Below are 21,245 nucleotides of genomic sequence, written 5' to 3'. Positions count from 1 at the left end.
GTGGCGAAGGCCACGGCGGAGATGAAACCGAGGAACAGGTTGCCACCCACCGCCTGGGCCAGGTGCACGGCGACCATGTTGCCACCGCCGATGATCGCGCCAGTGGCATCGCGATAGGACGGCTCGGTGCCGACCATGACGATGGCGCCGAAGCCGATGACGATCAGCAGCAGGTAGAAATAGCCGATGAAGCCGGTGGCATAGAACACGCTCTTGCGCGCTTCCTTGGCGTCGCTGACGGTAAAGAAGCGCATCAGGATATGCGGCAGGCCGGCCGTGCCGAACATCATGCCCAGCCCCAGCGAAATGGCATCCACCGGGCTGGACAACAAACCGCCTGGGGCCATGATCGCCTGGCCCTTGGCATGCACGGCCACGGCACTGGCGAACATCGCCTCGGTGCTGAAGCCGAAGTGCCTGAGCACCATGAACGCCATGAAGCTGGTGCCGGACAACAGCATCACTGCCTTGATGATCTGCACCCAGGTGGTGGCGAGCATGCCGCCAAAGGTGACGTAGGCGACCATCAGCACGCCGACCAGCATCACCGCATACAGGTAGCTGATGCCGAACAGCAGCTCGATCAGCTTGCCGGCGCCGACCATCTGCGCGACCAGGTACATCAGCGCCACCACCAGGGTGCCGAATGCCGAGGTGAGGCGCACCGGGGTTTGCGCCAGGCGGTAGCTGACCACGTCGGCGAAGGTGTACTTGCCCAGGTTGCGCAAGCGCTCGGCGATCAGGAACAGGATGATCGGCCAGCCGGCGAGCACGCCCAGCGCATACAGCAGGCCGTCGTAGCCGTTCAGGAACATCATCGCCGAAATACCCAGGAACGAGGCGGCGCTGATCATGTCGCCGGCGATCGCCAGGCCGTTCTGCATGCCGCTGAGGCCCCCGCCGGCGGTATAGAAGTCACTGGCCGAGCGGGTGCGCAGGGCAGCCCAGCGGGTGACCAGCAAGGTGAAGCAGACGAACACCATGAACATCGAGATGGCTGTCCAGTTCATTGTGCGCACTCCTGCTTGACCTTGTCATTGAGCGGGTCGAGCGCGTTGTTGGCACGATGCACATAGATGCCGGTGAGGGCGAAGGACAGCAGTACCATCAGCACGCCCACCAGCATGCCGACGGTAGTCACGCCACCGCTGAGAGACTGGCCAAGGGTGCTGGGGGAAAACGCCACCAGCAGGACGAAGCCGTAGTAGGTCACCAGCATGGCCAGGGTCAGGCCGCCGTTCAGGCGGCGTTTGCGCCGGACCAGGTGCTGGAAGTCGGGGTGGTTGACGATGCTTTCGATGCGTTCGGGGTTCATGGGTTGCGATCTCTGGGTGTTGTAATTGTTTTTGATGAGGTCACGCGGGTGTTGCCTGTCGCTGCTGCCTGGGCGGTTTCAGAGCTGGTCGAAGTCGAGTACCACCTTGTCGCTCACCGGGTAGGTCTGGCACGACAGCACGTACCCGGCCGCCACTTCGTAATCCTCCAGGGCATGGTTGCTGTCCATTTCCACCTCGCCTTCGATGACCCGGCACTTGCAGGTGGAGCACACCCCGGCCTTGCACGAATACGGCAGTTCGGCGCCGACGGCATTGCCAGCGTCCAGCACGTTGCGGGTATTGCGTGGCAGGTCGAAGGTGAGGGCGCGGCCATCGCTGATGACAGTGATGTGGCTGAGCGCCGAGTCCACCTGGCGCGCCGCCTCGCGGGCTTCGCGTCGGGCTTCGCTGCCGGCGGCGGCAAACAGTTCGAAGTGGATGCGGTCCTTGGCCATGCCATTGGCCTTGAGGCTGTCGCGCACGGTCTCGGTCATTGCCTGCGGGCCACAGATGAACGCCGCATCCAGGCTGGCAACATCCAGCCAGCGCGAGAACAGCTGGCCGCACTTGTCGGCATCGATGCGACCGTTGTACAAGTCGACATCCTGTTGTTCGCGGCTGAACACGAAAATCAGGTTCAGGCGGTCGAGGTAACGGTTCTTCAGGTCTTCGAGCCTGTCGCGGAACAGTGCGCCGGAGCTGGAGCGGTTGCCGTACAGCAGGGTGAAGCGGCTGTGCGGCTCGCTGGCCAGGGTGGTGGCGATGATCGACAGGATCGGGGTAATGCCGCTGCCGGCGGCGACCCCCAGGTAATTGCCCTGGCGGGCCGGGTCCAGCGGCACGAAGAAGCTGCCCGACGGCGGCATCACTTCCAGCTGCTGGCCGGCCTTGAGTACGTCATTGGCAAACGCCGAGAAGCGCCCGCCAGGCACGCGCTTGACCGCCACGCGCAGCTCGCCGTCCTGCACGGCGCTGCAGATGGAATAGGAACGGCGGACTTCTTCGTTGTCCAGCTGGGTGCGCATGACCAGGTACTGGCCCTGGGTGAAGCGGAACGTCTCGCGCAGGTGCTCGGGCACGTCGAAGGCAATCGATACCGCATCGCGGGTCTCGTTGCGTACTTGCTTGATGGTCAGGTTGTGAAACGGGCTCATGGCGTTCTCCACGGCTCAAATGCATTTGAAATAGTCGAACGGCTCCAGGCACTCGCGGCAGCGGTACAGCGCCTTGCAAGCGGTGGAGCCGAACTGGCTGAGCAATGCGGTATGGACGCTGCCGCATTGTGGGCAGCACACCTGGGGCACCTCGCCGAGCAGGCTGCGCTTACTGCCACTGCCTTGCGGCGGGGCGATGCCATAGGCACGCAGGCGTTCGCGGCCCAGTTCGCTGATCCAGTCGGTGGTCCATGCCGGCGTCAGCCGGCGCTCCAGCGCAGGGGCCGGAAAACCCGCCTGCTCCAGCGCCTGGCGGATATCCGCCTCGATCACCTCGGTGGCCGGGCAGCCGGAGTAGGTCGGCGTGACCACCAGGTGCAGATGGCCAGCACGCCAGTCCAGGCCACGGACGATGCCCAGGTCGACCACGCTGACCACGGGCACTTCCGGGTCCATGACCTGGGCCAGCACCGCCCAGGCACGCGCCAGGTCGTCCGCGCGTGGCGCGCGGGCGCCACGGTCGCCGGCAATCAGCTCACCAGGTTGCATCGGGGTAGGCCCTTGGCAGGAACTGCATCTCAGCCAGCAGCAGGCCAAGATGCTCGGTGTGAAGACCTTTGCGCCCATCCAGGTAGAACTGGCTGGCGGCCTTGGGCAGCGGCAGTTCGACCGAAGCGAAGACTTCGCCAACCTGCTGCAGCCAGCCTGCGCCGACGCTGGCTGGGTCGGCGGCGATACCTGCCTGGGCCAGTTGTACCTCGTTGGCACTGCCAGTGCTGAGTTCAACGGTGAAGCGCCACAGTGCCGGGATGGCTGCAAGCATGCGCTGGCGGCTTTCTTCGGTGCCGCCGCCAAGGCGCTGTACCCATTCGCTGGAACGGCGCAGGTGGTAGGTGACTTCTTTCAGGGCCTTGGCAGCGATCCCGGCAATTCGCTCGTCGCGAGAGCCGGCCAGGCCCTGGAGCACAGCGAAATGCCAAGCGTCATAAAGGAACTGCTTGGTCATGGTCACGGCGAAGTCGCCATTGGGTTGCTCGACCAGCAGCAGGTTGCGGTAGGCCCGCTCGTCGCGACGGAAGGCCAGGGCATCGGCGTCGCGGCCATCATCCAGCAGCTCGGCGGCATATTCCAGCCAGTTACGCGCCTGGCCGACCAGGTCAAGGCCCACGTTCATCAGGGCCAGTTCTTCTTCGAGGGCCGGGGCCCGGCCACACCATTGGCAAAGGCGCTGGCCCTGCACCAGGGCACTGTCGCCGAGCAGCAGCAGGTATGGGATCAGATCGTGCTTGTGCATGGCCAACCTCACATGTGCCCGACTTCGTCGGGCAGTTCGTAAAAGCTGGCGTGGCGATAGACCTTGTCGTCCGCCGGGGCGAACAGCGGGTCTTTGTCGTCAGGGGAGGAGGCGGTGATCAGGGCCGAGGGTACCACCCACAGGCTTACGCCCTCGCTGCGGCGGGTATACAGCTCGCGGGCGTTCTCGATGGCCATGGCCGCATCGGCAGCGTGCACGCTGCCGACATGCTTGTGGTTAAGGCCGTGCTTGCTGCGCACGAACACTTCATAGAGGGTCCAGACAGACATTTTCGATCTCCGCATCAATCGCCGCTCAGGCGGCGTTCCTGTTCTGTTGCTTGCGCGCGTAGGCCACCGCAGCCTCGCGTACCCAGGCGCCGTCCTCGATGGCCTTGCGCCGGGTGGCGACACGTTCCTGGTTGCACGGGCCATTGCCCTTGATCACTTCGTAGAACTCGTCCCACTGGATTTCGCCAAAATCGTAGTGGCCGCGCTCGGCATTCCACTTCAGTTCCGGATCAGGGGCGGTACAGCCGAGCAGCTCCAGCTGCGGCACGGTCTGGTCGATGAAGCGCTGACGCAGTTCATCGTTGGTCTGACGCTTGATTTTCCAGGCCATGGACTGGGCGCTGTTGGGGGAATGTTCGTCGCTGGGGCCGAACATCATCAGCGCCGGCCACCACAGGCGGTTGATGGCGTCCTGGACCATGTCGCGCTGCGCCTGGGTGCCGTGGCGCATCATGGTCAGGAGCATTTCGTAGCCCTGGCGCTGGTGGAAGCTCTCTTCCTTGCAGATACGGATCATGGCGCGCGAGTACGGGCCATAGGAGGTGCGCTGCAGTACCACCTGGTTGACGATGGCGGCGCCATCCACCAGCCAGCCCACCGCGCCCATGTCGGCCCAGCTGAGGGTGGGGTAGTTGAAGATGCTCGAATACTTGGCCTTGCCGTCGTGCAGCTTGGCGATCTCTTCGTCACGGTCGGCGCCCAGGGTTTCCATGGCGCTGTACAGGTACAGGCCGTGGCCGGCTTCGTCCTGGATCTTGGCCATCAGCTGCAGTTTGCGCTTCAGGCTGGGGGCACGGGTGACCCAGTTGCCTTCTGGGAGCATACCGACGATTTCCGAATGGGCGTGCTGCGAGATCTGCCGGATCAGGGTCTGGCGGTAGGCCTCGGGCATCCAGTTCTTGGCCTCTATCTTGATTTCGGCGTCGATCTTTTCCTGGAAGTTGCGCTCCTCGGGCGACATCTCTTCCAGCGACTTGACGCGCTTGACTCCGGTTTCCACTAGCTGTGCGTACATGTGCTGCGACTCCTGCTAAGGCATGAGTCATTTGTAAGCGATACAGAACACAGCGTCAAACAATTTCATTTGTATCGAATAATATTTGTGTGTCACATTGATGCCCATTCGCGGGTAAACCCGCGAAGAGGCCAGTCGGAAAAACGCAAAAAAAAGCCCCGGACGATGCCGGGGCCAGACAGGCAGCCGAATGAATCAGCTGGCCAACCGTTTGTCGAACACGTGACAAGCCTTGCCTTCGGAGCGCTTGAGCGTGCCACCGGGCTGCAGGCAGACGTGAGTGCTGATTCCGATATAGGTCTTGATCTGCCGGGTCAGCTCAGCCACCAGCAGCTTGCGCTGGCCTTCATCAAGGTGCTGGCAGTCCGAACGCAACTCCACATGCACTTCCACACTGTCTAGGTTTCCTTTTCGATACAAATGTATCTCGTAAAGCTCACAAAGCTGTTTTATTTTAAGCACTTGCTCCTCGACCTGGGTCGGAAACACGTTGACCCCGCGAATGATCAGCATGTCGTCGCTGCGACCGGTGATCTTGCCGATCCGCCGCATCGGCCGGGCGGTGCCGGGCAGCAACCGGGTCAGGTCGCGGGTGCGGTAGCGCACCATGGGCAACGCTTCCTTGCTCAGCGAGGTGAACACCAGCTCACCCAGCTGGCCGTCCGGTAATACCTGACCGGTGATCGGGTCGATGATCTCGGGGTAGAAATGGTCTTCCCAGATGGTCGGGCCGTCCTTGGTTTCGAGGCATTCCATCGCCACCCCAGGGCCCATGATTTCCGACAGGCCATAAATGTCGAGGGCATCGATGCCCAGGCGCTGCTCGATCGAGCGGCGCAGCTCGTCGGTCCAGGGTTCGGCCCCAAAAATACCCAGCCGCAGCCGGAGCGTGTGCGGGTCAATACCCTGGCGCTCGATCTCGTCGGCCAGGTTGAGCATGTAGGACGGGGTAACCATGATGATGTCGGGCTGGAAGTCGCGGATCAGCTGCACCTGCTTCTCGGTCTGGCCGCCGGACATGGGGATCACCGTGCAACCCAGGCGTTCGGCGCCATAATGCGCGCCCAGCCCGCCAGTAAACAGGCCATAGCCGTAGGAAACATGCACCTTGTCCCCCTTGCGCCCACCGGCGGCGCGGATCGAGCGGGCCACCACGTTGGCCCAGGTGTCGATGTCGTTCTGGGTGTAGCCGACCACCGTCGGCTTGCCAGTCGTGCCGCTGGAGGCGTGCAGGCGCACCACCTCCTGCTGGGGTACGGCGAACATGCCGTAGGGGTAGTTGTCGCGCAGGTCGTTCTTGCCGGTGAACGGGAACTTCGCCAGGTCTTCGAGGCACTTGAGGTCGTCGGGGTGGGCGCCGCACTCGGCAAAGCGCTGGCGGTACAGCGGTACGTTGTCGTAGGCGTGCTTCAGGCTCCAGCGCAGGCGCTCCAGCTGGTGCTGGCGCAGGGCATCCACGCTGGCGGTTTCCATCGGGTCCAGCAGGGCACGATCGGCATCATGGTACATGTTCATGGCTTCACTCGAATTGTTCTTGTACGCCGCACAGCGGTTGCAGGCTGCGCGGTGAGTGTCATGAGCGCAGCATATACGGCTGCGTTCGGTTCGGTAACGGGCCGGTGGTCGGCGCCGCTCAAAGGCGTTCGATGACCATCGCGATGCCTTGGCCCACGCCGATGCACATGGTGCACAGGGCGTAGCGCCCGGCGCTTTCCTCCAATTCGTGCAGGGCAGTGGTGACCAGGCGTGCACCGCTCATGCCCAGCGGGTGGCCCAGGGCGATGGCTCCGCCATTGGGGTTGACCCGCTTGTCGTCGTCGGCCAGGCCCAGCTCGCGGAGTACCGCCAAGCCCTGGGCGGCAAAGGCCTCGTTGAGTTCGATGACGTCCATATCGGCCAAGGTCAGCCCGGTCAGCTCGAGGACCTTGCGGCTAGCCGGTACCGGCCCCATGCCCATCAGCCGCGGTTCGACCCCGGCCGCGGCCATGCCGACGATGCGCCCGCGGGCCTTGAGGCCGTGGCGACGGGCGGCGACGCTGCTGGCCAGCAACAGCGCGCAGGCGCCGTCATTGACACCGGAGGCATTGCCGGCGGTGACGCTGCCATCTTCGCGGAACGGGGTGCCAAGCCTGGCCAGCTGCTCCAGGGTGGTGTCACCACGCGGGTGCTCGTCGTGCTCGACCACTTTGGCCGGGCCTTTGCGCTGCGCGATTTCGACCGGCACGATTTCCCGTGCCAGGCGGCCACACGCCTGGGCCGCAGCAGCCTTGTGCTGGCTGCGCAGGGCGAACGCGTCCTGGTCGGCACGCGAAATGCCGAACTGCTGGGCAACGTTTTCGGCGGTTTCCGGCATGGAATCGGTGCCGAAGGCCGCCTTCAGCAAAGGGTTGATGAAACGCCAGCCAATGGTGGTGTCGAACAGTTCGGCCGCGCGGCCGAACGCCTGCTCCGCCTTGCCCATGACGAACGGCGCACGCGACATCGACTCCACACCACCGGCCAGCATCAACCCGGCTTCGCCGCAGCGCAGGGCACGGGCGGCAGTGCCAATGGCGTCGAGGCCGGAACCGCACAGGCGGTTGATGGTGGTGCCGGGCACCTCGATGGGCAGCCCGGCCAGCAGGCTGGCCATGTGCGCCACGTTACGGTTGTCCTCGCCCGCCTGGTTGGCACAACCGAGGATCACGTCGTCGATGGCCTTCCAGTCCAGTTCCGGGTGGCGGCGGATCAGCGCCTTGAGTGGAATGGCCGCCAGGTCATCGGCCCGCACACTGCTCAAGGCCCCGGCATATCGGCCGATGGGGGTGCGCACGGCGTCGATGATCAAGGCATCGGCCTGGGTGTGTTCAGTCATCTTGCGTCTCCTGCGTCAGCACCGTGCCGCGCACTTTGTAGGATTTGCCATGGAACATCGCCAACAATTCACCACGCTGGTTCTCGATGCGGACCTGGTACAGGCCTGTGCGGCCCTTGCGGCTGACCTCGCTGGCCTGGGCGGTGAGCACGTCACCGCGCAGTGCCGGGGCCAGGTAGTCGATACTGCAGCCCAGGGCGACGGTGGCCTGGTCATAACTGTTGCAGGCGAAAGCGAACGCCGAATCGGCCAGGGCGAACAGGAAGCCGCCGTGGCAGGTGCCATGGCCCTGGATCATGTCGGCGCGTACCAGCATGCGCAGGGATGCCTGGCCAGGGCCGGCGGCCAGCAGCTGGATGCCCAGGCCCTGGGTGGCCAGGTCGCGGGCGTACAAGGTGTCGGCACAGGCTTGTGCCAGTTCGACTTCAGTCATGCAGGCTGCCTCCTTCGGCTTCGCAGCGGCGTAACAGCAGGGAAGGGCGGTAGCGGCTCTCGCCGTAGCTGCGCTGCAGGTTGTCGAGCACACGCAGGGTCTGGGCAACGCCGATGTTCGCCGCCCAGGCCAGCGGGCCACAGGGGTAGTTGACGCCCGCGCGCATGGCCAGGTCGATGTCGGCGGCGCTGCCGACGCCTTGCAACACGGCATCGGCGGCCTCGTTGGCGAGCATGGCCACAGTCCGCAACACCACCAGGCCGGGCAGGTCGGCGACAGGGGTAACCCGTAGGCCGGCGCGCTGCAGCAAGGCCACCGCCTGGTCGCGCGCGTGGTCGCTGGTGTCCGCCGACCAGCTGATGGCAAGGCGCGTGGCGCTGCGGTAATCCAGTGCCAGGTCCAGCAGCACCAGGTTGCGCAGGCCGTCTTGCCGTGCCCGCTGGCTGGCCAGGCGGCCATCCGACAGCGCCAAGGTGGCATCGCCGACGTGGATCAGGCCACTACCGGCACGCTGGGTCACGATGATGCCGCTTGCGCGCAGGCGCTCGACCAGCGGCTGCAACACCCCGAGATGGCCTTCGACGACGCAGGCCTCGGCTGTGGCCGAGCCGTGCAGTTCGTGTGGCCGCGGACGCTCGGCCCCTTCGGCATAGCTGTAGAAACCCTGGCCGGTCTTGCGTCCGAGACGGCCGGCGTCGACCAGCTCCTTCTGCATCAACGAAGGCTGGAAGCGGAAGTCGCCATAGAACGCTTCGAACACCGAGCAGGTGACCGCGTAATTGACGTCATGGCCGATCAGGTCAGTCAGCTCGAATGCGCCCATGCGGAATCCGCCGGCATCCCGTAACAGCGCGTCCAGCGTCGCGCAATCGGCTGCGCCTTCCTGCAGCAGACGCAGGCTTTCCGCGTAGAATGGCCGCGCCACGCGGTTGACGATGAAACCTGGCGTGGAGCGCGCATGCACTGGCTGCTTGCCCCAGGCCTTGGCGGTGGCATGGATGCATGCAGCAACGGCCGGCGCGGTCGCCAGGCCCGACACCACTTCGACCAGCGCCATCAGCGGTGCGGGGTTGAAGAAATGCATGCCGACCACCTGTTGCGGGCGTTCCAGCTCGGCGGCCAGGCTGGTGATGGACAGCGACGACGTGTTGCTGGCCAAGATGCAGTCAGCGGCACACAGGGCTTCCAGCTGGGTGAACAACGCTTGCTTGACGTGCAGGTTCTCGACGATGGCCTCGATCACCAGGCGCGCATCGGCCAGGGCCTCAATATGCTCCACCGGGCACAGCCGGGCGCTGATCGCTTCCCGTTCGGCGGGCTGCAAGGTGCCTTTTTCCACCAGCCGGGCAAGTTGCCGATCGATACCGGCCACCGCCTGCACAGCAGCACCAGGGCGGTTGTCGTAGAGTTTGACCGGGTGACCGGACTGCGCTGCGACCTGGGCGATGCCAGCCCCCATGGCACCCGCGCCGATCACCGCCACCGGTGCATTGCTTGCAAGTGCACTCATGATCAACGCCCCTTGAATGCCGGGGTGCGCTTGTCGACGAAGGCGCTGACCCCTTCACGGTAGTCCTCGCTGCGCCCGGCCAGGCGTTGCAGGTCGCGCTCCAGCTCCAGCTGTTCATCGAAAGCATTGTCGAAGCTGGCGTTCAGGCCGCGCTTGATCAGGGCCAGGCCATAGGTTGGCTGGGTGGCGAGCTGGCGGGCGAGGGTGAGGGCCTCGTCGCGCAGGGCTGCATCATCCACCACGCGGTGGATCAGCCCCCATTGCTGGGCCTGTTCTGCGCCGAGGCGCTCACCCAGCATGGCGAGGGCCTTGGCCCGTGCCATGCCGACCAGGCGCGGCAGCAGCCAGGTCCCCCCGGAGTCCGGCACCAGGCCGATCTTGCAGAACGCCTGGATGAAGCTGGCCGAACGTGCCGCCAGCACCAGGTCGCAGGCCAGCGGGATATTGGCACCGGCGCCGGCCGCCACGCCATTGACCGCGCAGATCACCGGCAATGGCAAGTCACGCAGGGTACGCACCAGCGGGTTGTAAAAGCGTTCGATTGATTCGCCCAGGTCCGGCATCTCGGCGCCGGGTGCGACATTGCGCTCGGAGAGGTCCTGGCCGGCACAAAAGCCGCGGCCTTCGGCGGTCAGCAACAGCACCCGTGCATCACTGCTCTGGCGCACCTGCTTGAGCGCTTCGCGTACTTCCAGATGCATGGCTGTATTGAAGCTGTTCAGCTGCTCGGGACGGTTCAAGGAGAGGAGGGCGACGCCGTCCTCGATGGAAAACAGAATGTGCTGGAAGGTCATGACAGACTCGCTTCGTCAGGCTAGGGAAGGATGATCAGCGGCCCTGGAAGCGGGCCTGGCGTTTTTCCTGGAAAGCGCGGATACCTTCGTCACGGTCGGCGGTGCCGGCCAGCAAGGTGAAGGCATGACGCTCGAAGCGCAGGCCGCTGGCCAGGTCGGTGTCAGCGGCCTTCAGCAGTGCTTCCTTGGCCAGGCGCACCGCCAGCGGCGCCTTGGCAGCGATGTTGCGGGCGACCTGCATGGCGCGCTCTATCGTGAGTTCGGGCAGGGTGACTTCGCTGACCAGGCCCGCCTGCAGCGCGTGGCGAGCGGTGATGGTCTCGCCAGTCAGGACCATTTGCATGGCCAGCGGCTTGCCTACGGCCCGCAGCAGGCGTTGGGTGCCGCCGGCGCCGGGGATGATGCCGAGGTTGATTTCCGGCTGGCCGAAGCGTGCATCGGTGCCGGCGATGACGATGTCGGCGCACATCATCAGCTCACATCCGCCGCCCAGGGCATAGCCGTTGACCGCAGCGATCAGTGGCTTGCTGAAAGCAGCGATGTCCTGCCAGTGAGCAACGCGGGGATCATTGAGGATGCCCACCAGATCGCGCTCGGCCATCTCGCGGATATCCGCGCCGGCGGCGAATGCCTTGCGATCACCAGTGACGATGACCACGCGGGCCTGTGCGTCCTTCTCGACCGCCCTCAGTGCAGCGGCCAGTTCTGCCAGCAGCTCGGTGCACAAGGCGTTCAAGGCCTCGGGCCGCTGCAGGGTAATGAGCCGGACGGCCTGTTCGGGCGCCTGCACGTCGAGATATCGCGGCATGTCGGGTTCCTCTGGCTGCTCGCACGGCACCTCGTGGCGCCGGCATTTATTGGAATTGTCTGCCGGGACGTAATGCTGGGCCACGTCCAGGTGGCACCAGTATATGCACCATGCGATACATTAATGCAACATTTAAAATGATTTGCTGTATCTTGTATGCATGGACGCCAGCATGACAGCCACTCTACCCAAGCGCTTGGACAGATTGCAGCGCGGAGGTTATTCGCTGGGCTTTGCGGATTACAAAAGTCATCCCCGGCGGAAAAAGTGATACATGAGCCAGGCGGTTGACGGCCGCTTAAATGCGATACAAGATCCGGAAGCGTTTTTTATCATTTCAGGAGCTTTAGCCATGCCTTGCTATCGACTGGACGGCCTGACGCCCGTGGTTCATCCCACCGCCTATGTGCACCCCAGCGCCGTGCTGATTGGCGACGTCATCATCGGCCCGCGTTGCTATGTGGGCCCACTGGCATCGCTGCGGGGGGATTTCGGCCGCATTGTGCTGGAGGAGGGAGCCAACCTGCAGGACACCTGTGTGATGCATGGCTTCCCCGGGGGCGATACGGTGGTCGAACGCAACGGGCATGTCGGGCACGGCGCCGTGTTGCACGGCTGCCGCATCGGTGAAGACTCGTTGGTCGGCATGAACGCCGTGGTCATGGACGGTGCCCGGGTGGCGCCACGCTGCATCGTTGCGGCTACTGCATTCGTCAAAGCGGGTTTCGCATGCGCGGCGCAAAGCCTGGTGATGGGGTCGCCAGCCCAGGTCAAACGTTCGCTGAGCGAACAGGAGCTAGCCTGGAAGCAGCGCGGCACCGCCGAGTACCAACACCTGGCACAGCGCTGCATCAATAGTATGGTTGAATGCCTGCCACTGAACGAAGCCGAGCCCGAGCGCCCACGCATGGCAGACACCGGTGTCAGACCCAAAGGTTCGACACCGGCATGAGCCTGGCAGCGTCACGCCATGGTCAGACGGTCTGCCGCACAGGTATAGTCGGTGCTTTATCCGCGCACAGTTCGCCCATGAGCAATCTTGCCCCACTGAACAACCTGATCACCCGCTTCCAGGAACAGACGCCGATCCGTGCCAGTTCCCTGATCATCACTTTGTACGGCGACGCCATCGAACCCCACGGTGGCACCGTCTGGCTGGGCAGCCTGATCAACCTGCTGGAACCGGTTGGCATCAACGAGCGGCTGATTCGCACGTCGATCTTCCGCCTGACCAAGGAAGGCTGGCTGACCGCCGAGAAGGTTGGTCGGCGCAGCTATTACAGCCTGACGGGTACTGGCCGGCGGCGCTTCGAAAAAGCTTTCAAAAGGGTCTACAGCCCCAGCCAACCCGCCTGGGACGGCGCCTGGACCTTGGTATTGCTGTCGCAGCTCGAAGCTGGCAAGCGCAAAGCGTTGCGTGAAGAACTGGAGTGGCAGGGGTTTGGTGCCATGGCGCCGAACCTGCTGGGCTGCCCACGCGCTGACCGCGCCGACTTGACGGCGACCTTGCGCGAGCTGGAAGCCGCTGACGACAGCATCGTCTTCGAAACCCATACCCAGGAAGTGCTTGCCTCCAAGGCCATGCGCGCGCAGGTCCGGGAAAGCTGGCGTATTGACGAGCTGGGGCAGCAGTACAGCGAGTTCATCCAACTGTTTCGGCCGCTCTGGCAAGGCTTGAAAGAGCAGCAACAACTGGATGGGCAGGATTGCTTCCTGGCCCGTACGCTGCTGATCCACGAATACCGCCGGCTCTTGCTGCGCGATCCGCAACTGCCGGACGAGCTGCTGCCAGGTGATTGGGAGGGAAGGGCCGCGCGACAGCTGTGCCGTAACCTGTATCGCCTGGTATTCGCCAAGGCTGAAGAGTGGCTGAATGCTGCGTTGGAGACGGCTGATGGTCCGCTGCCGGATGTGAATGAAGGGTTCTACAAGCGTTTTGGCGGCCTGCTGTAGGGGATCGCTCAGTTATAACTACGCTAAATGAATATTTAGTGTAGTTATATGTGAAACGCATGTTATCCGGGCAGGCGCCGGGCTAGCCAGACCGTTTGCCCGCCACATTCCGCATCCTCCACGATGTGCTCCAGCACCCCGAAACCGTGGTCGTTCAATCGAGCGGTGTATTCCTCAGGATCCAGGCTAGCGTGATAGAGCGTTTCACCGTGGAATTCACCCAAGGCTTCACCATGTGCAGGCCCACTGGTAAACATCAGCAGCGCACCGGGTGCAGCGTGGCGCTCGAACACCGGGAACATCTGGCGCTGGTCGTCAGGCTTGAGATGGAAAAAGCTGTTCCAGGCGAGAATGCCAGTGAACTGGCGACCGAGCGCTAGCGTACGCATGTCGTCAAGAATCCATTCCTGCGTTGGAAATCGTTTGCTGCACAAGGCGAGCATCTGGGTGGACGAATCTACACCGACAACAGACATGTCGGCATCGATCAGATGACGTGCTACAGGTACACCGGAGCCACAGCCCAGGTCCAGAACGATTGCCGTAGGTGGCAACAACGAGCGGAAGCGTTCGATCCATTTGCGATCAACGAAATGGTTGGAGCGCAGATCGTTCCAGCTCGATGCGTGGCGATCGTAGAGACTGATGATCTGATCGGCGGATGGATGATAAGGCATGGATTGGGGCATCCGTGGGTGTGAAGGTCGAACGTCTGCGATGGGTAAATGTATCGGAGCGTAGCCTTCGTGGGAAATACGAATCTGCGCATAATGAGTATTATGTTAAATTAAGTGCCATGTCATTTATGTTCATTATGTTGTTTGAATCGCCCCTGGTTTCCTAGACACTCTCCAAGCTCAGAAAATAGCGTTTCTCATACTCTACTGGCGACAGCTGCATAGCACTGCTGTGTCGGCGTTTAGGGTTATAGAACATCTCGATGTAATCGAAAATATCACTTCGGGCTTCGTCACGCGTTGCGTAGATCTTTCGTCGGATTCGCTCCCGCTTCAAAAGCTGGAAAAAGCTCTCGGCTACGGCATTGAAATGTTGGACTGTATTTTCAACGCTAGGCATGGCTGCAATTAGCTTCCAAACCGTGTGAACCCGCGGAGTGGGCCGCTTTAATCGTCACCATCAAATCGATCTCACCGCTCATGACTTCACGTCGGGAATACCCTTCACCCCCGTCACCACATCACCTCCATGTATCCGGTCATGCCGATACAAGAAGATGATGGGGCTTATGGGTGCTGGAGGCTTAAGTCCATCCCCCACCCTAACTGTGTATCCGTGAATTACTCCATCGCGCTACATGTGTTCAATACACTGACGGACTGCGTTGCGCAAAAGGTTGCCTTGATACCTAGCTGTGTATGGGCAATTTTGGCGTTGGCGATGAGCTCAACCAGGATCCGCTCACCCTGTGGGTCGAGCAGACGTTTTTTCATGCGGTATCCCTATATGCCTCGAATAAAGCTGGAAAGGCCATCAATATCTCCTTTGCTCAGCACAAGATGATCCACAGACAGACTGGCCGTCTCAGTCACTTCACCTTTCCACATGTCCAGCTCAGCCAAAAGTTGCGAAGACTTGCTGGGAGCAAGCTGCGCCAGGGTGACCATTGGGCTCGCAATGCTCCGACGATGCAGCCTTGCTGCGAGGGCGCCCGTTGCGGTCTGCGGATCGACAGCTGTTCCCGCCTCTTTGTACAAGGTGACCATCTCCGCTTTGACTTGCTCATCAGCAACGGCATACGAGTCAAACAACATCCGTGCCTGCAGCCACTGCTTGTTCCCAATACTCAGCTTACCGGAGTCCTCGAAAGCAGCCATCAGGCGCTGCACGGTACTGCCGTCATGATCATAGAGTTCCCAGATAAAGCGCTCGAGGTTTGAAAAGAGTGAAAAGTCCATAGAGGGGGACAGCGAATGGCTGACCTCTCGGGTAGAGTAGCTGTTTTGATTGATGAAGCGATGCAGAGAGTCATTGGTGTTGGTTGACACAATGACCTGATTGATTGCCAGCCCCATTTTTTGAGCAATGAAGCAAGCATAGATCTCGGCGAAGCTCGCACCCGGTATGCTGAAACCAACCGGGCGCACGCCTCCACCAAGCTGCAAAGCACTGTGGAAAAAGAAGACGATCTGAGCTAAGACCCCCACCCAATTCGTAGAGTTGAAACTGATTGGAAGGACATCTTTCACCGGCCAGGCTCTGAGCACTTTGGAAACCAGTGTCTGGCAATCATCGAAGCTACCGCTAACCTCGATCAACCGAACATGATCTGAGCTGGATCCCATCAAACCAGCCAACCGATCGGCAGGCACACCGTCCTGAGGATAGAGGGCCAACACCTTTACATTGGGCACATCTTTGAATGCTTCGACAGCTGCAAGCCCCGTATCACCATTGGTCGCCCCAATAACGAATGCTTGGCTGGGCGGGGTCAGAAAATATGTAACAAGCCGAGATTGGAGTTGGGCTGCGAAATCCTTGGAAGCCTGCGTGGGCCCATGGTGCAGCTGCAGAACCCATTCATTTGGGCCAATCTGCTGAAGAGGAGCTACCGCTCGGTGGTCAAAGCATTGGTAGCAGTCCTTCAGTATCGTCCTCAAGTCAGAGCTTTCAATTTCACCGCCAACAAATGGGGAAATTACACGAAACGCGAGCTCATCAAAGGGAAGCCATGACCAGCTGGCAATGGCTTCACTATCAAAGTGTGGGAGGCTCTCCGGCATGTAGAGCCCTCCATCAGATGCCATGCCTGAGAGAACAACGCTACGAAAATTGGCAGGCTCAGCAGAACCACGAGTGCTTACGTAGTCCATATTTACTCCAAATAATAATCAAGCGACCATTCCGTGCTGCAAGAGAAATTGTCAAGCAGCCCTAAAACCACCTTATGCATGAAGCATTCGCAACTGAATAGAACAAATCGCATTATTTCATGGTAAAAACACCAAAATAAGAGCATTTTGATCGCAAACCATGCAAATCGAAAAGGCATGCTCGATCTGGAATGCAAAAAGGCCGCCCAATGGCGGCCTTTTGTCATTAATCTAGCTCATGCTGCCGACGAAAACTTCATAAGCAACAAGCCACCTATAATCATAATGGCAGCTAGGATCCTGAGCGAGCCTGCCGGTTCGCCAAGAAATGCAATACCTACAGCGAAAGCGCCAACAGCGCCTATACCTGTCCAGATAGTATAGGCCGTACCTAATGGCAAACTCTTCATCGAATAGGAAAGCAAAACAAAGCTTGCAACAACTGTAATGATAGTTACAACTGAAGCTCCGACCTTTGTGAAGCCTTCTGATTGTTTCATCGAAAAGGCCCACACAACCTCGAGAATTCCTGCAATTATCAAACTAACCCAAGCCATCGACGGCTCCATTAAGAAGCCGGGTCGTCCCGGCAAGATTAACCCAATTCAAGGGGTCGTCCCCTGGGCACCAGAACTCTGAAGTTAACTCAAGCTTCGATGAGCTCACTAGTAATTACAGCGCCCGGCATCATTTTCGACAAGCCGGTGACAAGATCATCTGCTGCTGCGTTCAGTGCCTCAATTGGCATTTCAGGCAAGCTTTCGAGAATGAACCACATCTGCTTCGCCTCGGCATCCAGACGGGTTCGGACACCTTGACGCCAGTTCCAACGACGACAGGTGACACCCCGATCATCGCGCCAAATGACCTCACCAGCATCAGGTGGTTCATTCGCAGGCTCGCCACTTTTCATCGTGTCAAACTCTTCACTACCATCAGCGATGGTCAACCGGGGCATGCCAACGTAGGCGGCAAAATTCTCGCCACCCACTGGAATGGCATATTGAATGCTGATTGCATTGTAAAGGTCGACAACCGGATCAATTGTTGGAAGCTTCCCATCTTTTTTGACCCGCTTCAGGAGCGCCTCGGCAGAGCACGGGGTGCGCTGCGGCTTCACACCAAACTTACGAAACGCATCATCCCAAGCAGCGAGATGAGCATCAGCCCAATGTGCAGTGCCTGCCTCAACAACCTGATACGCACGCTCCATCGCTTCAGCAGCTACACCAGGATTGATGATAGGAGCCGCCTCTACGACGACGCTGACGGCTCGAAATCCTGGAGTGAGCTCGGCAATCCTTGGGTCAATTGACGGATGTACAGAAAGCATCAGAGAATCTCCTAAACTGACCAATTTAGAGCATTTTACTGACCGATGACCAAAAAAGTCAATATAACGACCGATCCAGAAATCCACGTCCAACAGGTCAGCGAGGCAGTGGCCAAGCGGCTTAGGGAGGTACGCAAACAGCAGAAAATCTCTCTTGATGAGCTTGCCCGTCGCTCTGGCGTCAGCAAGGGAATGGTAGTGGAGATTGAAAACTGCAAAGCGAACCCAAGTATTGGCATCCTGTGCAAGATCTCAGCAGCCCTTGGGTTGTCCGTCGCTGACGTCGTGAATGTGGCGAGTACCCCCACGGCCCGCCTAATTGAGGCGCAGGAGATCCCGACGCTCTGGAATGGGCCTGAAGGTGGCACAGCCCGCCTACTCGCAGGCACAAGCGGGCCTAATATGATTGAGCTGTGGAAGTGGGAAATCAAACCTGGTGAAGTTTTCGAGTCCAGCGGCCATCCCACGGGCACCTTCGAGCTTTTTCATGTTGAACAAGGTACGTTGACCCTGGAGATCAGCGAGACAACGCTCATCATTGAGCAGGGGTGTTCAGCAGTTGCGAAAACAGATGTCCCCCACCGGTACATCAACGATGGAAAAAAGGCCGTCATTTTCGCCATGACCGTAGCCGAGCTTCATCAGTAACTTTTCTAAGAAAAAAAAGCCTCCCGGGTAGGGAGGCAAAGAGGGTTACCTACGAAGATCTGTGATTCGGGAGATTGCATGAGGTCTCCCGAATGAATTTCAGTTACTGAAGGTCTCGTCCAGGGCCGCCGAAATGTCCTTGATCAGGTCGTCAGCATCTTCGAGACCAATCGAAAGACGCAGGTGACCATACTCAAGGAACTCTTTTGGATAGTGCTCGGAGCCACCACGGGCTTCAGGGCCTACATGAACGATGAGCGATTCATCATGACCGATGGAAACGGCTGAAGTAATAACCCTCAGCTTCGCCACGAAGCGGTTCTGCTTGTCAGAGCTGCCTTTCACAGCAAACGCCATCACACCGCCAAACCCTTTGCCTTCGAACTGACGACGGGCCAGCTCGTGCTGAGGATGGGACGGCAGACCCGGGTAGTAAACGTAGGCAATGCGGTCATCGGAATCCAGGAACGCAGCCACCTTCTCAGCCGTCGCGAGATGCTGACGGATGCGCAGGGGCAAGGTTACTGAACCACGCATGATCAGCCAGGCATTGAATGGGGAGATGACAGCACCCAGGTCAACCAAAGCATCATGCTTGATCTTGCCGATCAATTCTTTGCTGCCAATCACAACACCCCCCATGGCGTCACCATGACCATTGATGTACTTGGTCAGGGAGTGAACAACCAGATCAGCCCCTTTGCTCAAGGCGTGGAAGAACGGCGGCGGAGTGAAGGTTGCGTCGACCGACAGCAAAGCACCATGGGCTTTAGCAATTTCTGCCAAGCCTTCGATATCAGCGACCTTGGTGGTCGGATTCCCGATGGACTCGGTGTGGATCAGCTTAGTGTTAGGCTTCATCGCCTTATTCACCGCGTCCAAATCACCCATGTTGACGAAGGTCGCTTGAATGCCATAGCGCTCAGGAAGCAGCTCTGCGAACAGACGCCACACCGCTTCGTAGGTCACGTCGCCGACAACAATGTGATCTCCACTTTTCAGAAATGTGAAGAACACCGAGTGCAGGGCAGCAACACCGGTCGCAAACGCAGCTGCAGCCTCACCGCCCTCGACAGCTGCGAGTTTCTTCTCCAGGCACACCTGGTTGTGGCCTGCGTTACGGGTATAAACCAAGCCATCAGGGCTCGACCAGTCCATGTCTTCTGGGTCATCAGGAAGACGATAAGAGTTTGCCATGACCAGCGGGGTGCGCACGGCGCCGGTGGTGACATCCATGACGTTGCCACCATGAACTGCCTGGCTGCTAACGCCCAACGTGGCCAGGTTTTCTTTATCAGGACGCATCTTAATACCCTCTTGCTTATTGAGCTTCTTTTAGTGTGGACTTAACAGCCGACTCATCGTTTGGTTCAGCAGCAGTGGTTGAAACTAACTCCTGATTTTCATCAAACCTCAATTTACCGTTTGCGATCCCGTAAACTCGACCTCGAACCACATACCAGCCAATCACAAGAACCGCTGCATAGAAGGGAATAGACGCTGCGGAGTACGTACCCACTGGATAGTCGCAAGCAATCAGAATGAAGACCAGAACGAAAAATGCCAGCGTTGCGTAACCGCTATAAGGCGCGAACATCATCCTGAATTTAGGTCGTTCAATAAGGCCTTGTTGGGAAAGCTTGAAGAGCTTGAGCTGACAGAGAATAATCACCCCCCAGGCACCAAGCATCAAAATAGCCGTCAACGACATGGCAATTTCAAAAGCCTGGCCGGGCAGAAATGCGTTCATTGCAACGCCAACCAAGGAAGCAATTGTCGTGAACATAATCCCTGCAAACGGCACCCCATTGCTGTTCATTTTCACAAGGAATGGCGGCGCAGACCCTGTTACAGCAAGCGAGCGAAGAATACGTCCGGTGGTGTAAATCCCAGCATTGAGGGATGAAATGGCCGCAGTGAACAACACCATGTTCATGATTGCATCAGCACCGCGCACCCCTATGGCACCGAAGAAGGTCACCAGTGGGCTCACTCCTGGGATATAAGAGGAGCTCGGCATAAGCAATGAAAGCAGCAATATAGTGCCAACATAGAAAACAACAATACGGAAGACAACTGCACGAATGGCTTTAGGCATGACCTTTTCAACATCTTTGGCCTCCCCTGCTGCTGTGCCAACAAGTTCAATACTACCGTAAGCAAACACCACACCCTGTATCAAAATTACAGCCGGCATCACGCCATAAGGGAACCACCCCCCATGATCTGAAATCAACTGGAATCCAGGAACATGACCGTCAATGGGTGTACCAAAAACAACCATGTAAACCCCCACGCAGAGGAATGTAACCAAGGCTACTACTTTAAAAAAGGCAAACCAGAATTCCAGCTCGCCGAAAATTTTTACAGATACCAGGTTAATACCAGTAATAATCGCTAGCACACCCAGTGCAGAGGCCCATTGTGGGACGTCTCCGAGGAATGGAACATACGCTTTGAAGAAATTCAGGTAAAGCGCCGTCGCAGTGAGCTCAGCAATCGCCACCGTTACCCAGTTTGTCCAGTACATCCAACCCGCTGCATAAGCCAGTTTTTCACCATAGAACTCTCGGGCATAAGACACAAATGACCCGGTGGACGGTCTGTGGAGAACCAACTCACCGAGAGCGCGAATGATGAACCATGCGAACACACCGCACACAGCAAATGCGAAAACAAGCGATGGGCCTGCCTCAGAAAGCCGAGCACCCGCACCTAGGAACAAACCACTGCCAACAGCACCACCAATGGCAATCATCTGTATTTGGCGAGCACGTAAGGTCTTTTTGTAACCTACATCCTCTGCACCCACATATTTAGCCCTACCGGTACTCTCAGTAGCCGAGCCAGCAGATATAACTTCTTTAAAGCTCATACGCCAACACCTTGTTATTGTATTACGGCAAGACGAAGCTAATGCACGCCTTACATAAGCAGCATACTCACATATAAATTTCTTCAGCTTTCTACTCAACCAAGGCTGGAATGCGCCTCATTCACAGGAGCGAAAAG

21 protein-coding genes and 3 pseudogenes are annotated in these 21,245 nt (G+C 59.6%); 3 read left to right on the top strand and 21 right to left on the bottom strand.

Translation table 11 applies throughout. The features are described from left to right. From B4L76_RS14520 to paaF, 13 genes and pseudogenes are all read right to left on the bottom strand, one after another. Window positions 1-1,016: pseudogene (locus tag B4L76_RS14520) on the bottom strand (sodium:solute symporter family transporter); the annotation flags it as partial. Further along, window positions 1,007-1,315, bottom strand: coding sequence for a DUF485 domain-containing protein (locus B4L76_RS14515; RefSeq protein ID WP_296233405.1), 309 nt, complete (start codon window positions 1,313-1,315; stop codon window positions 1,007-1,009). The pseudogene B4L76_RS14520 and the gene B4L76_RS14515, both read right to left, overlap by 10 nt. 78 nt (window positions 1,316-1,393) lie before the next feature. Further along, a complete protein-coding gene (gene paaE / locus B4L76_RS14510) occupies window positions 1,394-2,470 on the bottom strand; it encodes a 1,2-phenylacetyl-CoA epoxidase subunit PaaE (RefSeq protein ID WP_296233404.1) in 1,077 nt (358 codons plus the stop codon). A 15-nt stretch (window positions 2,471-2,485) separates the two neighbouring features. Beyond that, window positions 2,486-3,019, bottom strand: a complete 534-nt coding sequence (paaD, locus tag B4L76_RS14505; RefSeq protein ID WP_296233403.1) for a 1,2-phenylacetyl-CoA epoxidase subunit PaaD — start codon at window positions 3,017-3,019, stop codon at window positions 2,486-2,488. After that, on the bottom strand, window positions 3,006-3,764 hold the full coding sequence (paaC, locus tag B4L76_RS14500) for a 1,2-phenylacetyl-CoA epoxidase subunit PaaC (RefSeq protein WP_296233402.1): 759 nt from the start codon (window positions 3,762-3,764) through the stop codon (window positions 3,006-3,008). Before paaC ends, paaD begins: the two co-directional genes overlap by 14 nt. Before the next feature lie 8 nt (window positions 3,765-3,772). Continuing rightward, window positions 3,773-4,054: a 1,2-phenylacetyl-CoA epoxidase subunit PaaB gene (paaB, locus tag B4L76_RS14495; RefSeq protein ID WP_170029893.1), complete on the bottom strand. Its 282-nt coding sequence runs from the start codon at window positions 4,052-4,054 to the stop codon at window positions 3,773-3,775. 25 nt (window positions 4,055-4,079) lie between these two features. Next, window positions 4,080-5,069: a 1,2-phenylacetyl-CoA epoxidase subunit PaaA gene (paaA, locus tag B4L76_RS14490; RefSeq protein ID WP_296233400.1), complete on the bottom strand. Its 990-nt coding sequence runs from the start codon at window positions 5,067-5,069 to the stop codon at window positions 4,080-4,082. Between the two features lie 195 nt (window positions 5,070-5,264). After that, window positions 5,265-6,584: a phenylacetate--CoA ligase PaaK gene (gene paaK / locus B4L76_RS14485; RefSeq protein ID WP_296233399.1), complete on the bottom strand. Its 1,320-nt coding sequence runs from the start codon at window positions 6,582-6,584 to the stop codon at window positions 5,265-5,267. A gap of 118 nt (window positions 6,585-6,702) precedes the next feature. Beyond that, a complete protein-coding gene (pcaF, locus tag B4L76_RS14480; RefSeq protein WP_296233398.1) occupies window positions 6,703-7,923 on the bottom strand; it encodes a 3-oxoadipyl-CoA thiolase in 1,221 nt (406 codons plus the stop codon). Continuing rightward, window positions 7,916-8,356, bottom strand: a complete 441-nt coding sequence (gene paaI / locus B4L76_RS14475) for a hydroxyphenylacetyl-CoA thioesterase PaaI (protein ID WP_296233397.1) — start codon at window positions 8,354-8,356, stop codon at window positions 7,916-7,918. Before paaI ends, pcaF begins: the two co-directional genes overlap by 8 nt. Continuing rightward, complete coding sequence (gene paaH / locus B4L76_RS14470) at window positions 8,349-9,866, bottom strand: 3-hydroxyacyl-CoA dehydrogenase PaaH (protein WP_296233396.1); 1,518 nt, start codon at window positions 9,864-9,866, stop codon at window positions 8,349-8,351. The genes paaI and paaH overlap by 8 nt, the downstream gene beginning before the upstream one ends. A 2-nt stretch (window positions 9,867-9,868) precedes the next feature. Next, window positions 9,869-10,660 carry a 2-(1,2-epoxy-1,2-dihydrophenyl)acetyl-CoA isomerase PaaG gene (gene paaG, locus B4L76_RS14465; RefSeq protein ID WP_296233395.1) on the bottom strand — a complete coding sequence of 264 codons (792 nt, stop codon included), beginning with the start codon at window positions 10,658-10,660 and terminating at the stop codon, window positions 9,869-9,871. 34 nt (window positions 10,661-10,694) lie between these two features. Next, entirely contained in the window at window positions 10,695-11,468 is a 774-nt protein-coding gene (gene paaF, locus B4L76_RS14460) for a 2,3-dehydroadipyl-CoA hydratase PaaF (protein WP_296233394.1), read from the bottom strand. A 352-nt stretch (window positions 11,469-11,820) separates the two neighbouring features. Between paaF and paaY the strand changes: the two genes are divergently transcribed. Next, a complete protein-coding gene (paaY, locus tag B4L76_RS14455) occupies window positions 11,821-12,420 on the top strand; it encodes a phenylacetic acid degradation protein PaaY (protein ID WP_296233393.1) in 600 nt (199 codons plus the stop codon). 77 nt (window positions 12,421-12,497) lie between these two features. After that, window positions 12,498-13,421: a phenylacetic acid degradation operon negative regulatory protein PaaX gene (gene paaX / locus B4L76_RS14450; RefSeq protein ID WP_296233392.1), complete on the top strand. Its 924-nt coding sequence runs from the start codon at window positions 12,498-12,500 to the stop codon at window positions 13,419-13,421. A 62-nt stretch (window positions 13,422-13,483) separates the two neighbouring features. Here paaX and B4L76_RS14445 read toward each other — a convergent pair whose 3' ends face one another. The 6 genes and pseudogenes from B4L76_RS14445 to B4L76_RS14420 form a co-directional block, all read right to left on the bottom strand. After that, the gene (locus B4L76_RS14445) at window positions 13,484-14,098 is read right to left on the bottom strand and encodes a class I SAM-dependent DNA methyltransferase (RefSeq protein WP_296233390.1); all 615 of its coding nucleotides are present in this window, start codon (window positions 14,096-14,098) and stop codon (window positions 13,484-13,486) included. Window positions 14,099-14,261: 163 nt separating this feature from the next. Continuing rightward, window positions 14,262-14,471 (bottom strand): annotated as a pseudogene (locus B4L76_RS14440) (IS3 family transposase); the annotation flags it as partial. Next, a pseudogene (locus B4L76_RS14435) lies at window positions 14,466-14,872 on the bottom strand (Lrp/AsnC family transcriptional regulator); the annotation flags it as partial. The pseudogenes B4L76_RS14435 and B4L76_RS14440, both read right to left, overlap by 6 nt. A 9-nt stretch (window positions 14,873-14,881) precedes the next feature. Further along, a complete protein-coding gene (locus tag B4L76_RS14430; protein ID WP_296233389.1) occupies window positions 14,882-16,252 on the bottom strand; it encodes a pyridoxal-phosphate dependent enzyme in 1,371 nt (456 codons plus the stop codon). A 236-nt stretch (window positions 16,253-16,488) separates the two neighbouring features. Further along, on the bottom strand, window positions 16,489-16,809 hold the full coding sequence (locus B4L76_RS14425; RefSeq protein ID WP_262109749.1) for a DMT family transporter: 321 nt from the start codon (window positions 16,807-16,809) through the stop codon (window positions 16,489-16,491). A gap of 89 nt (window positions 16,810-16,898) precedes the next feature. Then, window positions 16,899-17,585, bottom strand: a complete 687-nt coding sequence (locus B4L76_RS14420) for a B3/B4 domain-containing protein (RefSeq protein WP_296233388.1) — start codon at window positions 17,583-17,585, stop codon at window positions 16,899-16,901. Between the two features lie 45 nt (window positions 17,586-17,630). Here B4L76_RS14420 and B4L76_RS14415 point away from each other — a divergent pair, with 45 nt between their 5' ends. Next, window positions 17,631-18,233, top strand: a complete 603-nt coding sequence (locus tag B4L76_RS14415) for a helix-turn-helix domain-containing protein (RefSeq protein WP_296233387.1) — start codon at window positions 17,631-17,633, stop codon at window positions 18,231-18,233. 99 nt (window positions 18,234-18,332) lie between these two features. On the opposite strand, the gene B4L76_RS14410 is transcribed toward B4L76_RS14415, so the two are convergent. Beyond that, window positions 18,333-19,538 (bottom strand): trans-sulfuration enzyme family protein, encoded by a 1,206-nt coding sequence (locus B4L76_RS14410; RefSeq protein ID WP_296233386.1) that lies wholly within the window; start codon window positions 19,536-19,538, stop codon window positions 18,333-18,335. A gap of 16 nt (window positions 19,539-19,554) precedes the next feature. Continuing rightward, entirely contained in the window at window positions 19,555-21,108 is a 1,554-nt protein-coding gene (locus B4L76_RS14405) for an amino acid permease (RefSeq protein WP_296233385.1), read from the bottom strand. Window positions 21,109-21,245 lie beyond the last annotated feature (137 nt).

This window comes from Pseudomonas sp. UBA4617 (genome assembly GCF_002386445.1).
GTDB lineage: Bacteria > Pseudomonadota > Gammaproteobacteria > Pseudomonadales > Pseudomonadaceae > Aquipseudomonas.
This window is presented reverse-complemented; position numbering and strand designations above follow the sequence as displayed.